This is a genomic window from Rhizobium sp. Root1220 (genome assembly GCF_001426265.1).
Lineage (GTDB): Bacteria > Pseudomonadota > Alphaproteobacteria > Rhizobiales > Rhizobiaceae > Rhizobium.
The window spans coordinates 71,034-86,351 of record NZ_LMDG01000012.1 but is presented as its reverse complement, the minus strand read 5'-3'; the positions used below and the strand labels follow the sequence as shown (position 1 = coordinate 86,351).

General features: G+C 59.7%; 16 protein-coding genes. 2 read left to right on the top strand and 14 right to left on the bottom strand.

Going from position 1 to position 15,318, the window contains the following annotated elements; translation table 11 throughout:
- Nucleotides 1-6: 6 nt before the first annotated feature.
- The 7 genes from hfq to dusB form a co-directional block, all read right to left on the bottom strand.
- Nucleotides 7-249 (bottom strand): RNA chaperone Hfq, encoded by a 243-nt coding sequence (gene hfq, locus ASC90_RS09775; RefSeq protein WP_003539403.1) that lies wholly within the window; start codon nucleotides 247-249, stop codon nucleotides 7-9.
- A 108-nt stretch (nucleotides 250-357) separates the two neighbouring features.
- Nucleotides 358-1,221, bottom strand: a complete 864-nt coding sequence (locus ASC90_RS09770) for a D-amino-acid transaminase (RefSeq protein ID WP_056538966.1) — start codon at nucleotides 1,219-1,221, stop codon at nucleotides 358-360.
- Between the two features lie 56 nt (nucleotides 1,222-1,277).
- Entirely contained in the window at nucleotides 1,278-2,642 is a 1,365-nt protein-coding gene (locus tag ASC90_RS09765; RefSeq protein WP_056538963.1) for a sigma-54 dependent transcriptional regulator, read from the bottom strand.
- Nucleotides 2,632-4,902 carry a PAS domain-containing sensor histidine kinase gene (locus tag ASC90_RS09760; protein ID WP_056538961.1) on the bottom strand — a complete coding sequence of 757 codons (2,271 nt, stop codon included), beginning with the start codon at nucleotides 4,900-4,902 and terminating at the stop codon, nucleotides 2,632-2,634. Before ASC90_RS09760 ends, ASC90_RS09765 begins: the two co-directional genes overlap by 11 nt.
- 188 nt (nucleotides 4,903-5,090) lie before the next feature.
- The gene (ntrC, locus tag ASC90_RS09755; protein WP_056538958.1) at nucleotides 5,091-6,542 is read right to left on the bottom strand and encodes a nitrogen regulation protein NR(I); all 1,452 of its coding nucleotides are present in this window, start codon (nucleotides 6,540-6,542) and stop codon (nucleotides 5,091-5,093) included.
- Nucleotides 6,539-7,693 (bottom strand): nitrogen regulation protein NR(II), encoded by a 1,155-nt coding sequence (locus ASC90_RS09750; RefSeq protein ID WP_056538955.1) that lies wholly within the window; start codon nucleotides 7,691-7,693, stop codon nucleotides 6,539-6,541. The genes ntrC and ASC90_RS09750 overlap by 4 nt, the downstream gene beginning before the upstream one ends.
- Nucleotides 7,690-8,712, bottom strand: a complete 1,023-nt coding sequence (gene dusB, locus ASC90_RS09745) for a tRNA dihydrouridine synthase DusB (protein ID WP_056538952.1) — start codon at nucleotides 8,710-8,712, stop codon at nucleotides 7,690-7,692. The genes ASC90_RS09750 and dusB overlap by 4 nt, the downstream gene beginning before the upstream one ends.
- Before the next feature lie 141 nt (nucleotides 8,713-8,853).
- On the opposite strand from dusB, the gene ASC90_RS09740 reads away from it, so the two are divergent.
- Together ASC90_RS09740 and ASC90_RS09735 are read left to right on the top strand one after the other, a co-directional pair.
- Nucleotides 8,854-10,074, top strand: coding sequence for a bifunctional 2-C-methyl-D-erythritol 4-phosphate cytidylyltransferase/2-C-methyl-D-erythritol 2,4-cyclodiphosphate synthase (locus tag ASC90_RS09740; RefSeq protein WP_056538949.1), 1,221 nt, complete (start codon nucleotides 8,854-8,856; stop codon nucleotides 10,072-10,074).
- The gene (locus ASC90_RS09735) at nucleotides 10,071-10,571 is read left to right on the top strand and encodes a CinA family protein (protein WP_056538947.1); all 501 of its coding nucleotides are present in this window, start codon (nucleotides 10,071-10,073) and stop codon (nucleotides 10,569-10,571) included. Before ASC90_RS09740 ends, ASC90_RS09735 begins: the two co-directional genes overlap by 4 nt.
- Here ASC90_RS09735 and ASC90_RS09730 read toward each other — a convergent pair.
- From ASC90_RS09730 to lpdA, 7 genes are all read right to left on the bottom strand, one after another.
- Nucleotides 10,562-11,005, bottom strand: a complete 444-nt coding sequence (locus ASC90_RS09730) for a type II toxin-antitoxin system RatA family toxin (RefSeq protein WP_056538944.1) — start codon at nucleotides 11,003-11,005, stop codon at nucleotides 10,562-10,564. The two genes, ASC90_RS09735 and ASC90_RS09730, sit on opposite strands and share 10 nt — an antisense overlap.
- Nucleotides 11,006-11,014: 9 nt before the next feature.
- Nucleotides 11,015-11,584: an AAA family ATPase gene (locus ASC90_RS09725; protein WP_056538941.1), complete on the bottom strand. Its 570-nt coding sequence runs from the start codon at nucleotides 11,582-11,584 to the stop codon at nucleotides 11,015-11,017.
- Nucleotides 11,585-11,618: 34 nt separating this feature from the next.
- The gene (locus tag ASC90_RS09720) at nucleotides 11,619-12,197 is read right to left on the bottom strand and encodes an AAA family ATPase (RefSeq protein ID WP_056538938.1); all 579 of its coding nucleotides are present in this window, start codon (nucleotides 12,195-12,197) and stop codon (nucleotides 11,619-11,621) included.
- Between the two features lie 60 nt (nucleotides 12,198-12,257).
- A complete protein-coding gene (gene lipA / locus ASC90_RS09715) occupies nucleotides 12,258-13,232 on the bottom strand; it encodes a lipoyl synthase (protein ID WP_056538933.1) in 975 nt (324 codons plus the stop codon).
- 40 nt (nucleotides 13,233-13,272) lie between these two features.
- A complete protein-coding gene (locus ASC90_RS09710) occupies nucleotides 13,273-13,521 on the bottom strand; it encodes a GlsB/YeaQ/YmgE family stress response membrane protein (protein ID WP_037117818.1) in 249 nt (82 codons plus the stop codon).
- A 14-nt stretch (nucleotides 13,522-13,535) separates the two neighbouring features.
- The gene (locus tag ASC90_RS09705) at nucleotides 13,536-13,790 is read right to left on the bottom strand and encodes a GlsB/YeaQ/YmgE family stress response membrane protein (RefSeq protein WP_056538929.1); all 255 of its coding nucleotides are present in this window, start codon (nucleotides 13,788-13,790) and stop codon (nucleotides 13,536-13,538) included.
- 81 nt (nucleotides 13,791-13,871) lie between these two features.
- Complete coding sequence (gene lpdA, locus ASC90_RS09700; RefSeq protein ID WP_056538925.1) at nucleotides 13,872-15,317, bottom strand: dihydrolipoyl dehydrogenase; 1,446 nt, start codon at nucleotides 15,315-15,317, stop codon at nucleotides 13,872-13,874.
- Nucleotide 15,318: the final 1 nt, after the last annotated feature.

Genomic DNA, 15,318 nt, shown 5'->3' with positions numbered 1-15,318 from the left:
ATCCTGTTAGGACGCGGCTTCTTCGCTCTCGAACATCTGCATCGGCTGACCGGGCATGATCGTCGAGATCGCGTGCTTATACACGAGTTGCGAATGGCCGTCACGACGAAGCAGAACACAGAAATTGTCGAAAGAGGTGACAACACCCGTCAGCTTAACGCCGTTAATAAGAAAAATTGTCAGTGAAATCTTTTGCTTGCGAACAGTATTGAGGAATAGATCTTGCAGATTCTGAGAACGTTCCGCCATCGCGCCGCTTCTTTCTTTATTGCCGGCCTTATTTGCCGGTGAAATACTAATCAACCTCGCCTGCAGGCAGCCGAAACCCTCATCCCCTCTGCCCAGAACGCCTTGGTATCAAATCGCAATCTTTTCCGCAACGTCGAAAAAGACCTCCCTAATTTTATGGGATATGCTGCCGGGATGCCCATTGGCGATTGTTTGGCCGTCGATAGACACAACCGGGAAGCAAATGCTCGTGGCCGCAGTAATAAAAACTTCGCGTGCACCTAACATCTCCGGAACCGAGAAGTTGCGCTCCTCGATCTTCAGCTCAAGCTTGGCGCCAACGTCCATCAGCGTCGTGCGGGTGATGCCCCGTAGAATGCCGTGATCGGCGGGTCGTGTGACAAGCGTGCCATTACGGTCGACGATCCAGACGTTGGTAGCGGCCCCCTCCTTCACCATCCCGTCGGCGTCGATGTATATCGCCTCCTGAGCGCCCGCCTCCTTTGCCTGCTGTCGAGCCATGGCATTCGGCAGGAGACCGACGGACTTAATGTCGACCCGGTCCCAGCGATTGTCGAAAACGGTGATTGCTTTGATGCCGTTGGCATTCTTGGCGGCGATGATCGAGGGATCGGTGCTCTTCGCCGTAATCACCAGCGAAGGCGGTGTACCCTGCACCGGGAACACGTGGTCGCGTCGCGCGACGCCACGGGTGACCTGGAGGTAGAAGAGGCCGTTGCGAACATGGTTGCGGCGCAACGTCTGGCGAATCACCTGTGTCAGTGCGTCTCGGCTCATCGGCCAGGAAATTCGCAACTCGCCGAGCGAGCGATCCAGCCGGTTCAGGTGGCGGGTCATGTCAACGATATAGCCGTGTCTGATTTCGCAGACCTCATAGACCCCATCGGCGAACTGGTAACCTCGATCCTCGATGTGCACCATGGCACTCGAATGCCGAACATATCGACCGTTCACATAGGCTATTCTGGGCATGGGAAACCTGAAGGATGGAATAGAAAGCGGTGGACGGCGCTAAGCGCCGCCCTGCGTCAAACGCCGAGAGACTTGAGCTTGCGGTGAAGCGCCGAGCGCTCCATGCCTACGAATTCAGCCGTGCGCGAAATATTACCCCCGAATCGGTTGATCTGGGCGATGAGATAGTCCTTCTCGAACATCTCACGCGCCTCGCGGAGCGGCAACGTCATAATGTGATAGTCGTTCTTCGCCGACACTTTAGGCAACATGTCGCCGAGATCGGTCGGTAGCATCTCCGCCGTGATCGGGGCATCGGGACCGTCCGAGCGCGCCAGAATCATAAGGCGTTCGATGTTGTTGCGGAGCTGGCGGATGTTTCCCGGCCAGTCGTGCGCCTGCAGAACAGCCATGGCATCGTCGCCGATGCGTCGCGGGCGGATACCCGCCTGCTCCGAGATCTGGCGCATGAGCTGATCGACAAGGAACGGGATGTCTTCGCGGCGCTCCGCAAGCGCCGGCACCTTGACCGGCACGACAGCCAGGCGATGATAGAGATCCTCGCGGAACCAGCCTTCAGCGATGCGGCTTTCCAGGTTGTAGGCCGTGGAGGAGATGATGCGCACATCGACCTTCACCCGCTTCGAACCGCCAACACGCTCGAACTGCTGGTCGACAAGCACACGCAGAATCTTGTTCTGTGTCTCGCGCGGCATTTCGCCGACCTCGTCGAGATAGAGAATGCCGCGGTGCGCCTCCTCCAGCGCGCCTGTCTTGCGCGCCTGCCCGGGAGAGCCTTCCGTGCCGAAGAGTGCGATCTCCATACGATCCGGCGTGATGTTCGCAGCATTCAGCGCGACGAAGGGACCGCTCGAGCGCGTGGACTTTCTATGGATCATCCGGGCCACCAGCTCCTTGCCGGAGCCGGATGTGCCTAGAATCATGATGCGACTGTTGGTCGGCGAAACCTTTTCGATGGTTTGGCGCAACTGCGAAACGGCGACGGACGTTCCAATCAGTTCGACAGGGTCACCGGCCTTGCGCTTCAGTTCGGAAACCTCGCGTTTCAGCTTTGAATTCTCCAGCGCACGCTCGGCGATCAGGATCAGTCGATCGGCCTTGAACGGCTTCTCGATGAAGTCGAAGGCGCCGCGCTTGATGGCTGAGACGGCTGTTTCGATGTTGCCGTGGCCCGAAATCATCACGACCGGAATGTCGGCATGGCGTGTCTTGATCTCGTCCAGCAGCGAAAGACCGTCGAGCTTGCTGCCCTGCATCCAGATATCGAGAAAGATAAGCCGCGGCGCGCGGTCGGATATAGCCGCCAGCGCGCTGTCGCTGTCATGCGCCGTGCGCGTTTCGTGGCCTTCGTCCGAGAGAATGCCTGAAACGATCTCGCGAATGTCATGCTCGTCATCGACGACGAGAATATCAGATGCCATAAACGCTTTCCTTATCACTTGCGGCGGGGGCGATGGGCGGGTTCTCCTGGCGTGGCAGATGCACGCGGATCATTGCCCCTCTTCCCCTGTCAAAATCAGATGGCGCATCATGCAGCTCAAGCTGCCCGCCATGCTCTTCGATGATTTTCTTGACGATGGCGAGGCCGAGGCCGGTGCCCTTGTCACGCATCGTCGTATAGGGCTCCAGAATGCTGTGCCGGTTCTCGACCGGCAGGCCGCGACCGTTGTCGATGATGTCGACAGTGAAGCGATCTCGGGACTGTTCCAGAGAGGCGCGGACAAGGATCTTCCGCTCGTCGCGCTCATCGACAGGGACAGCTTCAATGGACTCCACGGCGTTCTTGATGAGGTTTCCGAATGCCTGACCCAGCATGCGGCTGTCGAACTGGCCTTCAAGCGGCGCCTCGCCAAGTTCCTGGCCAAATGTCACATGACTATTGCCCATCTCGCGCAGGAACACCGCATCGTGAAGGATCTTGCGCAGATCGCTTGGTTCCTTGATTGGCTTCGGCATTCGGGCGAAAGAGGAAAACTCATCGACCATGCGGCCTATATCGCCGACCTGCCGGATGATCGTCTCCGTGCACTGGTCGAAGACGCTGCGATCCGACTGGTCGATCTGCTTTCCGTAACGGCGCTGGATACGCTCCGCCGACAGCTGGATCGGCGTCAGCGGATTCTTGATTTCGTGAGCGATCCGGCGAGCGACGTCGCCCCATGCGGTCGAGCGCTGCGCGATGACGAGATCGGTGATGTCATCCAGCGTGATAACGTAGGACTCGCTCAGGTCGCGGACTTCCTCGCGCGTCACCTGGACGCTCAGCGTGCGGACGGTCCCGCCGCGAACGAGGGCGATCTGCTTGCGGAAATCGCCACGATATCGCGAGGCAGCTTCAGTCAGCACCTGATCGACCTCGGGTGCGATCTCGGAAAGCGACTTCCCAAGCATGTCCGATGCAGAAAGCGACATCAGCGCTTCGGCGGAACTGTTAACGATGGTGACACGCCGATCATTTTCGACACCGATCACGGCAGCGGTGACGCCGGACAGAACAGCTTCGATGAAGCGGCGGCGATCGTCGACCTCGTCCTTTGCCTCCAGGATTTCGTCGCGTTGCGTGCGGATTTCGGAAATCATCTTGTTGAAAGTGCGCGAGAGATTGGCGACGTCACCGTCGACGGCGTGTACCGGAACGATAACATCCATGTTGCCGGAGGCGACGCTGTCGGCAGCGGTGATCAGCAGTCTGATCGGCCGGACGATGCGGTCAGCGACGGCAATGGCGGTCCAGATCGCAGCAAGCAGCACAATCAGCGCGAAACCGATGTAGAGGATGGCAAACGCGACCTGCAACGAGAGGCGGCCGGCCTCCATTGATTTATACTCGGTCGCATTCTCCTCCATCATACGCATCGCGCCCATGACTTTTGGGTCGACCGCGCGAACGGTGTAGAGGAATGCACCGTCGATCACCTCCAACTTGATTATCGCGCCAACGAGGTTGGTAACGCCGGGAGGTATCAACGTCGGTTGCCCGGCGGCCGCCTTGTTCAAAGCATCCTGTGGGATCGCCGGCAGCGGCTTTTCCGTGTCGATGTCTGCCTGAATGATCACCGAGCCATCCCCGTTCACGAGGAAGGCACCCAGAAGGCCGCGTCCCCTAGCCTGGCGCGTCATGAGGTCCGAAAAACCGGTGCGGTCGAGATTGAACAGCGCCCTATTGCGCTCGAGATCGTTCGCCATGGAGACCGTCTGCCCCTGAAGATAGCTGGCGTTCTCCATCATGTAGGCCTGCCCGATGTTGCGGGACGAACTGATGATCGACTGCGTCCGCAAGGCAAACCAGCGGTCAAGACCGGCGTTAAGCGTGATACTGGCAAAAATGGCAACGAGAATGGCTGGTGTGATCGCGACGATCGAGAACAGCACGACGATGCGAATGTGGAGACGTGCTGCGGCGCGACCTCGCTTGCGCGCCTTGAACAACCTCGCAACCTCGCGTCCTATCAGGGCGATCAACCCGAGAACGAAGAAGGAATTCACAACGACGGAGGTGATGACGACATGATACGTCGGGGCTATCGGGGTCAGTCCAAGGAGCACGAACAAGGTCACTGTCGCACAAAGCAGCGCACCTCCGGCAAGGACCAGACCCGGCAGCGCAAACAGCGCACGGCGATCCGTCACAGTCGTGACAGACTCGCCTTCCGCCGCCGGCGGCACTGCATCCTGCTTCATTCGCTTAGTTCTCCTGCGGCAGACCAAAGCGTCTGCCGTGCTTCGCGAACGGATCGGAACCGGACCTCTCACTCGAGCGACATCGATAGAGGACCGCGAAAATCCGAAGACCGTGCAAAAGCACAAACCCCATGCGTGACTTATAAGCAACGCATTGTGGCGAAAATGCAACGTCGTCCGTCACATTGTCAAGCTGTACGAGAGCTCCTGTAAACCGACACGCCAAGTTCTCTGATCTTCTTGCGCAGTGTATTTCGGTTGAGCCCCAGGAGATCGGCGGCCTTGATCTGGTTACCGCGTGTCGCCGTGAGCGCAGCGAGGATCAGCGGGTATTCCATTTCGGTCAGGACGCGGTCGTACAGGCCCGGCGGCGGAAGGCTATCGCCGAATCCAGCGAAGTACGTCCGCATGTTTTCCTCGACAGCCTGGGCGATCGTCATATTGCCGGTGCGGATTGGCCCCTTGTCGATCGGGCTGTCCGGCACGTCGGCGCGCAGCTCGGATTCGATGATTTCGCGAGTAATCACATCCTGTGGATAAAGTGCCATCAGACGACGGATGAGGTTCTCCAGCTCGCGAACGTTACCCGGCCAGGCATAGGCCTTCATCAGGTCCAGCGCTTCCTGGTCGAAACGCTTGGTACCCAGTCCTTCCTTCTCCGCCTGCTGTATGAAGTGGCGGACCAGGTCCGGAATATCCTCGGCACGGTCGCGAAGCGGCGGCAAACGCAGCGGAACGACGTTAAGGCGATAATACAGGTCCTCACGGAAAAGGCCCTGATTGATCGCCTGCTTCAGATCCTTGTTGGTCGCAGCGACGATGCGAACGTCCGTCCGGATCGGTGTGCGTCCGCCGACGGTGGTATACTCACCCTGCTGGAGAACACGTAGCAAGCGCGTCTGAGCATCCATCGGCATATCGCCGATCTCATCGAGAAACAGCGTTCCACCTTCAGCCTGTTCGAATCGGCCGGTCGACCGGGTCTGTGCGCCGGTGAACGCACCCTTTTCGTGACCGAACAGCTCGGACTCGATAAGGTCGCGCGGGATCGCGGCCATGTTGATGGCTACGAACGGGCCGTTGCGACGCTTGCCGTAATCATGGAGCGCTCTTGCGACCAGTTCCTTGCCTGTCCCGGACTCTCCTGTAATCATCAGCGTCAGGTCGGTCTGCATCAAACGCGCGAGAACGCGGTAGATCTCCTGCATTGCAGCCGAGCGGCCAACGAGCGGCATTCCGTCCTGCATATCTTCATCAAGCTTCACGGGCTTGCGTTTGGGCTCCGATAGCGCCCGTCCGATGATGCCAATCAACTCGGTCAGGTCGAAGGGCTTTGGAAGATAGTCGTAGGCGCCCTTCTCCGAGGCTTTGATGGCGGTCATGAAGGTGTTCTGGGCGCTCATGACCAGCACCGGCAGGTCAGGCCGCGCTTTCTTGATCCGGGGCAACAGATCAAAGGCGTTCTCATCAGGCATGATGACATCGGTCACCACGAGATCGCCCTCGCCCGCCGAAACCCAGCGCCAAAGCGTGGCGGCGTTCGAGGTGATACGGACGTCATAACCGGCACGGCTCAAGGCCTGATTGAGCACGGTACGGATGGCCGCATCATCATCCGCGACGAGGATCGTAGCTGTCATCGAGAAAGTCCTGTGGGAGTTGTGTTCGTAGCGTCTTCCAGCGATGCATCCTTGGACGCAGGCATGAGAACGCGGAAGGTGGTGCGATTGCTCTGACTGTCGCATTCGATGATGCCGCCATGGTCACCGATGATCTTGGCGACGAGTGCCAGGCCGAGTCCGCTTCCGTTGGTCTTTGTAGTGATGAACGGGTCAAAAAGGTGCGGCAGCAGGTCAGAGGGTACGCCGGGTCCGTTGTCCTGCACGCAGAACTCCAGCGGCAGAGAGATTTTCTCGCGCGTACCGGCGACAGAGAGGCGGATGCCGGGTCGGTAGGCCGTCGTCAGCTGGATCTCTCCGTCGGGACGATCGCCGACGGCTTCGGCAGCATTCTTCACAAGATTGAGGAAGACCTGCACGAGTTGGTCACGGTTCGCATAGACCGACGGCAGCGAGGGATCATAGTTCTCGGTAATACGCAAATGTCTGGCAAAACCAGCTTTGGCAACGGCTTTGACATGATCTAGGACGGAGTGGATGTTGACCGGCACGCGGTCAACAGGTCGCTCGTCGGAGAAAACCTCCATTCGGTCAACGAGGGAGACGATCCGGTCTGTCTCGTCGCAGATGAGGCGCGTCAGCGCGCGATCTTCGTCGTTGACCGACTGCTCCAGCAATTGGGCGGCGCCGCGAATGCCCGACAACGGATTCTTGATCTCATGCGCCAGCATCGAGGCGAGACCTGTCACGGAGCGCGCCGCCGCGCGGTGCGTCAGCTGGCGATCAATCTTGTCGGCCATCGACCGTTCCTGAAAAACGATCACCACCGACCCGGGATCGCTGATAACAGGCGCAACATATATGTCTACGAGCTTATCCTGTCCGAGCCGCGGCGAACTCAGATCGACGCGGTACTCGTTGATCGGTGCTCTTCGTTCGCGCACCTGGTCGATCAATGCGAGCAAAGGGCTTCCGAAGGGAATGAATGTCGAGATCCTGTAGCGGGCAAGGTGCGCAGCACTGGCACCGAAGAATGCCTCAGCCTCCCAATTCGCAAAGGCCACGAGCCCGCCCTCGTCGACCATCACAACCGGATTCTGAATGGCGTTGAGCACGGCCATCGCGACCGCATTGCCGTCGTGCTCTGTCGATGACGGCAGGTTCTTGGTCATGCAGCCTCCCGGGTCTGCGCGTTAGACACGGCAGCCATCAATGCATCATGAAAGCGCGCAGAAACCTCAAGGGGATCGCGGGAGGTCATGATCGCTGCTTTTTCCGAAACGGCCAGCCCAGGCGCGAAGCGCTCCAGATACCAGCCGAGATGCTTGCGCGCATGACGGACAGCCACCGATTCTCCATGGAACTCCCGCATCATCCGATAATGCTCGGTCGCGATGCCCGGAATTTCCCAGGCCTCGGGCGCCACCGCGCCCGCAAGAACACCGGCGTGCCATGGCCTGCCCTGACACCCTCTGCCGATCATGACGGCATCGGCGCCGGAGCGACGCAGGATCTCGTGTGCATCTTCGACGGTTTCGACATCGCCATTGGCGACCAGAGGAATGGAAAGGACATCGCGCACGGCGTGAATCGCGTTCCAATCAGCCTGCCCTTCGTAAAACTGCATTCGGGTGCGACCGTGAATGGTAACGAGCTGGACGCCTGCCTCCTCGGCGCGGCGAGCGATCTCCGGCGCGTTGATTGAGTTTTCGTCCCAGCCAAGCCGCATTTTCAGCGTGACCGGAACATCGACCGCCTTGACGGTCGCCTCGATGAGGCTCAGCGCATGGTCAGGATCCCGCATCAACGCCGAGCCGGAGTAGCCACCGATCACCTTTTTTGCCGGGCAGCCCATGTTGATGTCGATGATATCAGCGCCGTTGTCGGCGGCGATCTTCGCGGCTTCCGCCATCCAGTGCGCCTCGCGACCGGCAAGCTGAACCATGTGCGGATTGAACCCTGCGTTCTGAAGCCGTGCCCAAGATTCGGATGTGCTGTTGACAAGTTCCCGGCTGGCGACCATTTCCGTCACCACAAGCCCAGCACCGTGACGCCACGCGAGTTGCCGGAAAGGCATGTCCGTCACGCCGGACATCGGCGCCAGGACGATGCGGTTCCTGACCGCGACTGATCCGATCCGCAAGGGTGTTGCGAGGTCTACGTCAGACAATTGATTATCTTTCAGGCGCATCGGACATGTGCATTATTTTTAGACAGATTTGAAAGGCTTGCCAAGGGGGCAGCGCGCGAATTGATATTTTTCGGGCAAATGCTGGAATTCGGTGCGCCAAGCCGTTAGAGCACCTGTTCAAATTCTGCTTATCTGGGATTTATGCCGCCAATGCATCAAAAGCAACCGATATCGGCCGGAATTGTCGTTGTGGCCGCCGGCCGCGGTGAGCGCGCCGGCGCGTCCGAAGAGGGGCCGAAGCAGTACCGGATGATTGGCGGCAAGCCTGTCATCGCGCACACGCTCGATCAATTTCGTAGCTGGGCGCGGACAAGCCGTATTGTCGTTGTGATTCATCCAGACGACGAAGCGCTGTTTGCCCTGGCATGCGACAACATATCAGCGACAACACCAATCGACGTCGTCCACGGCGGCGCAACGCGTCAGCAGTCCGTGCTCGCGGGCTTGCGCCACCTGCGAGGCAAAGACGTGTCGCACGTGTTGATCCACGACGCGGTGCGGCCTTTCTTTGATCACGCCTTGCTCGATCGGATCGTCGCGGCGCTGTCCGACGGAGCAGCGGCCGTGCTGCCGGCCATGCCGGTCGCCGACACGCTGAAGCGCGCCGATGCTGTGGGAAGCGTGGTTCAGACAGTCTCGCGCGCACAGCTCTACGCGGCGCAGACGCCGCAATCCTTCGCCTTCGGGCCGATTCTCACCGCGCACGAAAAGGCTGCCGCTGCCAATATTACCCACTTCACCGACGACGCGGCAATTGCGGAATGGGCGGGCATGGCGGTCCAGATTGTCGAAGGAATGGCGGATAACGTAAAACTGACGGTCAAGCGGGACATAGCGATGGCGGACAGCAGGCTCTCGAGAAACGCGCTTCCCGATGTGCGCACCGGCAACGGCTACGACGTACACCAACTCGTACCCGGCGACGGCGTCACCTTGTGCGGCGTCTTCATCCCGCATGATCAGAAACTGAAGGGACACTCGGACGCAGACGTTGCGCTGCATGCGTTGACCGACGCGCTACTAGCTACCTGCGGTGCCGGCGATATCGGCGATCATTTTCCGCCATCGGACCCGCAATGGAAGGGCGCGCCGTCGCGCATCTTCATCGAGCATGCGGCAAAGATTGTGCGCGAACGCGGCGGCACGATTATGAACGCCGACGTGTCCCTGATCGCAGAAGCGCCGAGAGTGGGTCCGCATCGCGACGCCATGCGTGCAAAGCTATCGGAGTTTCTCGGAATCTCAATCGATCGATGCTCCGTCAAGGCCACCACCAACGAGACGATCGGCTTCGTCGGCCGTCGGGAAGGTATCGCGGCCATCGCGACCGCCACTGTCGTCTACCAGGGGAGCAAGCCGTGAGCCTATTCCCTGTCGATATCGCGTCACAAGCGGAGATGATCATCCGCGACTTCAGTGCTGCGGGCCTGATGGTCTCGGCGGCCGAATCCTGCACGGGGGGTCTGATATTGGGCGCACTGACCGACATTTCGGGCTCATCAGCCGTCGTCGACCGGGGCTTCGTCACCTATACGAACACGGCAAAGATCGAGATGCTCGGCGTTGAGGACGCCACGCTCGCCCGCTACGGCGCAGTTTCAGAGGAAACCGCACGGCAGATGGTACACGGAGCGCTTTTCCGGTCGCGGGCCGCGATTGCCGTAGCGGTGACAGGCATTGCCGGTCCCGGTGGCGGATCGACCGACAAGCCAGTTGGGCTCGTCCATCTCGCGGTAAAGTCACGCGCGGGCCGGTTAACCCATCGAAAGATGCTCTATGGCGACATCGGTCGGGACCAGGTGCGCCTTGCAACCGTCAGGACGGCGCTCGGCATGATCCTGGAGCTCGCTCAGGCATAGATCTTCGCGGCACGCGTCTCGAATGCTTCGGAAAACATCCGAAAGGCGCGATCAAACATCGTTCCCATCAGCATCCCCAGCATGCGGCTCTTGAATTCATAGTCGATGAAGAAATGGACATCGCAGCCGGCTGCGGTGTCTTCGAAACGCCAGCGATTGTCGAGATACTTGAAAGGCCCATCGATATACTTCACGTCGATGATGCGCTCCGCCTTGTTCAACAACACCTGCGTCGCGAACGTCTCGCGGATCGCCTTGTAGCCGACGGTCATGTCGGCGATCAGCAGCACCTTGCCGTCGCGCTCCTTGCGGCTGCGAATCGTCAGGCCGTCGCAGAGCGGCAGGAATTGCGGGTATCGCTCAATGTCGGCGACAAGATCGAACATCTGTTCGGCGGAGTGCGGGACGGGGCGATGCGTTTCGAACTGAGGCATGACCGGCAGTTAAGCGGGAGAGACGAGAAGATCAAGAAGGCGGCGCATTTCTTGATGAGATTTCAACTGCAGGACTGGCACATCCGGGCCGAACCGATCCATTGCGGCAATGATATACGGAACGTAGCGACGCTCGAAATTCCATATGAAACTCAGAAATTCGAGGTCAAGCTTTTCCGGGCAGCCCGGCGCCATTTCAGGCCGTGCCCTGCCCCACCACCTTAGCCACCGCCCGGTGACGCCCATTAGGCAACGCCAGCGTGGCAATCGCACCCACAGCACAAAGTCAGTCCGCGGCAGCCGCAGATCGAAGCTGGACGAACCCGTGCCGTCCATCAACCAGCGCGTGGACGCGACAGCAGCCGCGATCATCTGCCGCTCCTCTACCTTCTGGCGTTTCACCCAGCCCGGCAACCAATAGAAGTCGCGATCCATCGAGATGTGACGGAGACCGAGCCTAGGCGCGAGCTTGTTCGAAAGGGTTGTCTTTCCACCACCGGAGCAGCCGATCACCAGAATACGTTGCGATCGCCGCAGCAGTTCTGCGGCATGTTTAAGGTCAGTGACGAAATTTGGCATCTCTCCATTCCTGCAAACAACTATCGAATAGAGGTCAAGGCTCAAGCTGCGGATCGAGGCGGTGAAGCAACCTGTTCATCGCTGCCCTGCGCTTGAGCTGAAGGATCGGAACTGAAGGACCATGGAGATGGATGCCCTCGATGAATTCGGGCACGTCATCGCGCTCGAAATTCCAAACATAGGAGATGAACTGCCAGTCTGGCATCTGCTCCACGCAGCCGGGCGCCATATCCGGTCGCGTCCTGCCGTGGTAAACGAAGCCACGTTTCACGATGCTCCAGAGGCACAGCCAACGGGGTACCCTCACCCAGAGGACGATGTCGGCACGCGGCAAACGAAGATCCAGCGATTTCGGATTATTGCCGTCGATGATCCAGCGGTCCTCGGCGACAATCCCGGCAATCAGCGTCCGTTGCTCCGTTCGCGGCCTCAAGACCCAACCGGGAAGCCAGAAGACTTCGCGATCCAACGAGACGTAGCGGAGACCGAGAATCCCCGAGAGGTTTTGGGAGAGCGTACTTTTACCGCCGCCCGAGCAGCCGAATACTAGGATCCTGCGCGCAGAGCGCAGTGCGTCAACAGCATCGTCGACGGTTGGAATGTGAGCGAGCATTTGCGGGCTCCTGAAATGGAGCCGCGCAATTTACACAACTTCAGATGATAGACAACCGCGTTACTCGGCCGCGATCAGCATCTTTTTCTCGCGTGCGGCGCGAAGGCGGGCGAAGTCGTCGCCTGCGTGATGCGAGGAGCGTGTAAGCGGGCTTGATGCCACCATCAGGAAGCCCTTGGTGTAGGCGACCGTCTCGTAGGACTTGAACTCGTCCGGGGTGACAAAGCTCATCACCGCGTGGTGCTTCTTGGTCGGCTGCAGGTACTGGCCGATGGTCAGGAAGTCGACGTCGGCGACACGCAGGTCATCCATCAGCTGCAGCACTTCATTGCGCTCCTCGCCGAGCCCGACCATGATGCCCGACTTGGTGAACATCGTTGGGTCCAGTTCCTTGACCCGCTGCAGCAGGCGGACAGAGTGGAAGTAGCGTGCGCCGGGGCGAACGGTCAGGTAGTTGCCGGGTACGGTTTCCATGTTGTGGTTGAAGACATCCGGCTTGGCAGCCACGACGCGCTCTAGCGCACCCGGTTTTTTCAGGAAGTCCGGCGTCAGGATCTCGATCGTGGTCGATGGCGAAGCGGCGCGGATCGCCCAGATCACCTTTTCGAAGTGCTCTGCACCACCGTCCTCCAGATCGTCGCGGTCGACCGAGGTGATGACGACGTGCGACAGCCCCATCTCCTTGACCGCCTTGGCCACACTCTCCGGCTCCGCCATGTCGAGCGCATTCGGCTTGCCAGTCGCAACATTGCAGAACGCGCAGGCGCGCGTACAGATCTCGCCCATGATCATGAAGGTCGCGTGCTTCTTGTCCCAGCACTCGCCGATGTTGGGGCAGCCCGCTTCCTCACAGACGGTGACGAGCTTGTGCTCCTTCACAATCGAACGGGTTTCCGCGTAACCCTTGGAGGTCGGCGCCTTGACGCGGATCCAGTCCGGCTTGCGCAGCACCTCCTGGTCAGGCCGGTGAGCCTTTTCCGGGTGCCGCACCCGCTTTTCAGCGTCGGAATTGATCCTGTCGAGAATGGTTACCATAGCAGTCTAACTCTCCACCGCCCCATGCGGGCAAGGCTCTCTATCGGCGAACGAGCCGCGCGACGAATATCAGCAAGCAGGCGCCAAGAAAACCCGTGACGAAGTAGCCGAGCCTGCCCCCGGCCACTTCGATATGAAACTGGGCAAGGATCGCTGTCGCCACCACCGAGCCAACGATGCCGAGCACGATGTTCAGCAATATGCCGTAACGCGCCTCCATCAGCTTGCCCGCGAGCCAGCCCGCGAAACCGCCGATGATGATTGCCGCAATCCAGCCTACGCCTTCCATCCTGCCACTGCCCCTTAAGCGATCGCCCTTGCGATCAACACCACAATGATAGCGCCAACCGTCGCGTGAACGATCTGCACCACGATCGCATTCTCAATTCCGAGCGAAATCCCCAGAGCGTTGAAGAGGAAGCCTCCGACGAACGCGCCGATGATGCCGCTGAGCAGGCACCGTATCAATCCACCGCCGCCGACGATCAGACTGGCAAGGAACCCCGCAACCAGACCGATCAACAGGAAGATGAGCAGTGCCTGCGTACCCATAGACATGATGATTTCCTTTCGTTTTTTCCACCCCTTGCGGGGGACGGCTTGCGCCGCCCGGGGGATAAAGGGCAGAAAAGGAAACTATCAAGCGTTCAGGACACGACCGTAAGCATCCAGAACGGCCTCCTTCATGGTTTCGGACACCGTCGGATGCGGGAAGATAGTGTGCATCAGTTCTTCTTCCGTCGTCTCCAGGTTCATGGCGACGACGAAGCCCTGGATCAGTTCGGTGACTTCGGCTCCGACCATGTGAGCTCCGAGCAGTTCACCGGTCTTCTTGTCGAAGATGACCTTGCACATACCCTGGTCTTCGCCCAGCGCGATTGCCTTGCCGTTGGCAGCAAAGGAAAAGCGACCGACGCGGATATCGCGGCCGGCTTCCTTGGCCCTCGCTTCGGTGAGGCCAACAGAGGCAACCTGCGGGTTGCAGTAGGTGCAGCCCGGTACCTTATTCTTGTCGGTGGCATGAACGTTCGGCAGACCGGCAATCTTTTCCACGCAGACGACGCCTTCGTGCTCGGCCTTGTGGGCGAGCATCGGCGGACCGGCGACGTCGCCGATGGCGTAGATGCCAGGAACGTTGGTCTTGCCGTAGCCATCGATGACGACGCATCCGCGATCCGTCTTGACGCCAACCGCTTCAAGGCCAAGGTTTTCGATGTTGCCCTGTACGCCGACTGCCGAGATCATCCGGTCGGCAACGATCTGCTGGACCTTGCCATCAGCGGTTTCCACTTGTGCGGTGACGCTGTTTGCGGCTTTTTCGACTTTGGTGACCTTGGCGCTCGTCAGGATCTTCAGGCCGCGCTTTTCCAGCTGTTTGCGAGCAATCGCCGTAACCTCGACATCCTCGACTGGCATGATGGTCGGCATGACCTCAATGACCGTGACATCGACACCCATCGAGCGGTAGAAGCTCGCGAATTCAATGCCTATCGCGCCCGAGCCCATGACGATCAGCGACTTCGGCAGAGCGGCCGGCTTCATCGCTTCGAAATAGGTCCAGATCAGCTTGCCATCCGGCTCGATGCCGGGCAGCGCGCGCGGGCGGGCGCCGGTGGCGATGATGATGTGCTTGGCGGTGTAGGTGCCCTCGCCCTTGACGTTCTTCGGAACCGGGTTCTGCGGCTCGACGACGGGCTTCGATGACTTGGCGACAACGATCTCGCCCGGCTTGGTGATCTTGGCTTCACCCCAGATGACGTCGACCTTGTTCTTCTTCATCAGGAAGCCGACGCCGCCGTTCAGGCGCGCGGAGACGCCGCGCGAGCGTGCGACAACTGCCGTAACGTCAGGCTTGACGGTGCCTTCAAGAACGAGGCCGAAATCCTTGAAATGATTGGCGTGGTCGAGCACTTCGGCCGAACGCAGCAGCGCCTTGGTCGGGATGCAGCCCCAGTTCAGGCAGATGCCGCCCAGATGTTCGCGCTCGACGATCGCGGTCTTGAGGCCCAACTGGCTGGCACGCACAGCGGCGACATAGCCGCCGGGACCGGAGCCGATGATGATGACGTCGTAATTCTCAGCCATG

Excerpts from the sequence above, each read along its gene's own strand:
- ASC90_RS09725 (WP_056538941.1), bottom strand. The coding sequence starts at position 11,584 with ATGCCAAATTTCGTCACTGACCTTAAACATGCCGCAGAACTGCTGCGG.
- ASC90_RS09705 (WP_056538929.1), bottom strand. The coding sequence starts at position 13,790 with ATGTCTATGGGTACGCAGGCACTGCTCATCTTCCTGTTGATCGGTCTG.
- ASC90_RS09740 (WP_056538949.1), top strand. The coding sequence starts at position 8,854 with ATGCCGCCAATGCATCAAAAGCAACCGATATCGGCCGGAATTGTCGTT.
- lpdA (WP_056538925.1), bottom strand. The coding sequence starts at position 15,317 with ATGGCTGAGAATTACGACGTCATCATCATCGGCTCCGGTCCCGGCGGC.
- ntrC (WP_056538958.1), bottom strand. The coding sequence starts at position 6,542 with ATGACAGCTACGATCCTCGTCGCGGATGATGATGCGGCCATCCGTACC.
- ASC90_RS09720 (WP_056538938.1), bottom strand. The coding sequence starts at position 12,197 with ATGCTCGCTCACATTCCAACCGTCGACGATGCTGTTGACGCACTGCGC.
- dusB (WP_056538952.1), bottom strand. The coding sequence starts at position 8,712 with ATGCGCCTGAAAGATAATCAATTGTCTGACGTAGACCTCGCAACACCC.
- ASC90_RS09770 (WP_056538966.1), bottom strand. The coding sequence starts at position 1,221 with ATGCCCAGAATAGCCTATGTGAACGGTCGATATGTTCGGCATTCGAGT.
- ASC90_RS09730 (WP_056538944.1), bottom strand. The coding sequence starts at position 11,005 with ATGCCTCAGTTCGAAACGCATCGCCCCGTCCCGCACTCCGCCGAACAG.
- ASC90_RS09760 (WP_056538961.1), bottom strand. The coding sequence starts at position 4,902 with ATGAAGCAGGATGCAGTGCCGCCGGCGGCGGAAGGCGAGTCTGTCACG.
- ASC90_RS09765 (WP_056538963.1), bottom strand. The coding sequence starts at position 2,642 with ATGGCATCTGATATTCTCGTCGTCGATGACGAGCATGACATTCGCGAG.
- ASC90_RS09710 (WP_037117818.1), bottom strand. The coding sequence starts at position 13,521 with ATGGAAGGCGTAGGCTGGATTGCGGCAATCATCATCGGCGGTTTCGCG.
- hfq (WP_003539403.1), bottom strand. The coding sequence starts at position 249 with ATGGCGGAACGTTCTCAGAATCTGCAAGATCTATTCCTCAATACTGTT.
- ASC90_RS09750 (WP_056538955.1), bottom strand. The coding sequence starts at position 7,693 with ATGACCAAGAACCTGCCGTCATCGACAGAGCACGACGGCAATGCGGTC.
- lipA (WP_056538933.1), bottom strand. The coding sequence starts at position 13,232 with ATGGTAACCATTCTCGACAGGATCAATTCCGACGCTGAAAAGCGGGTG.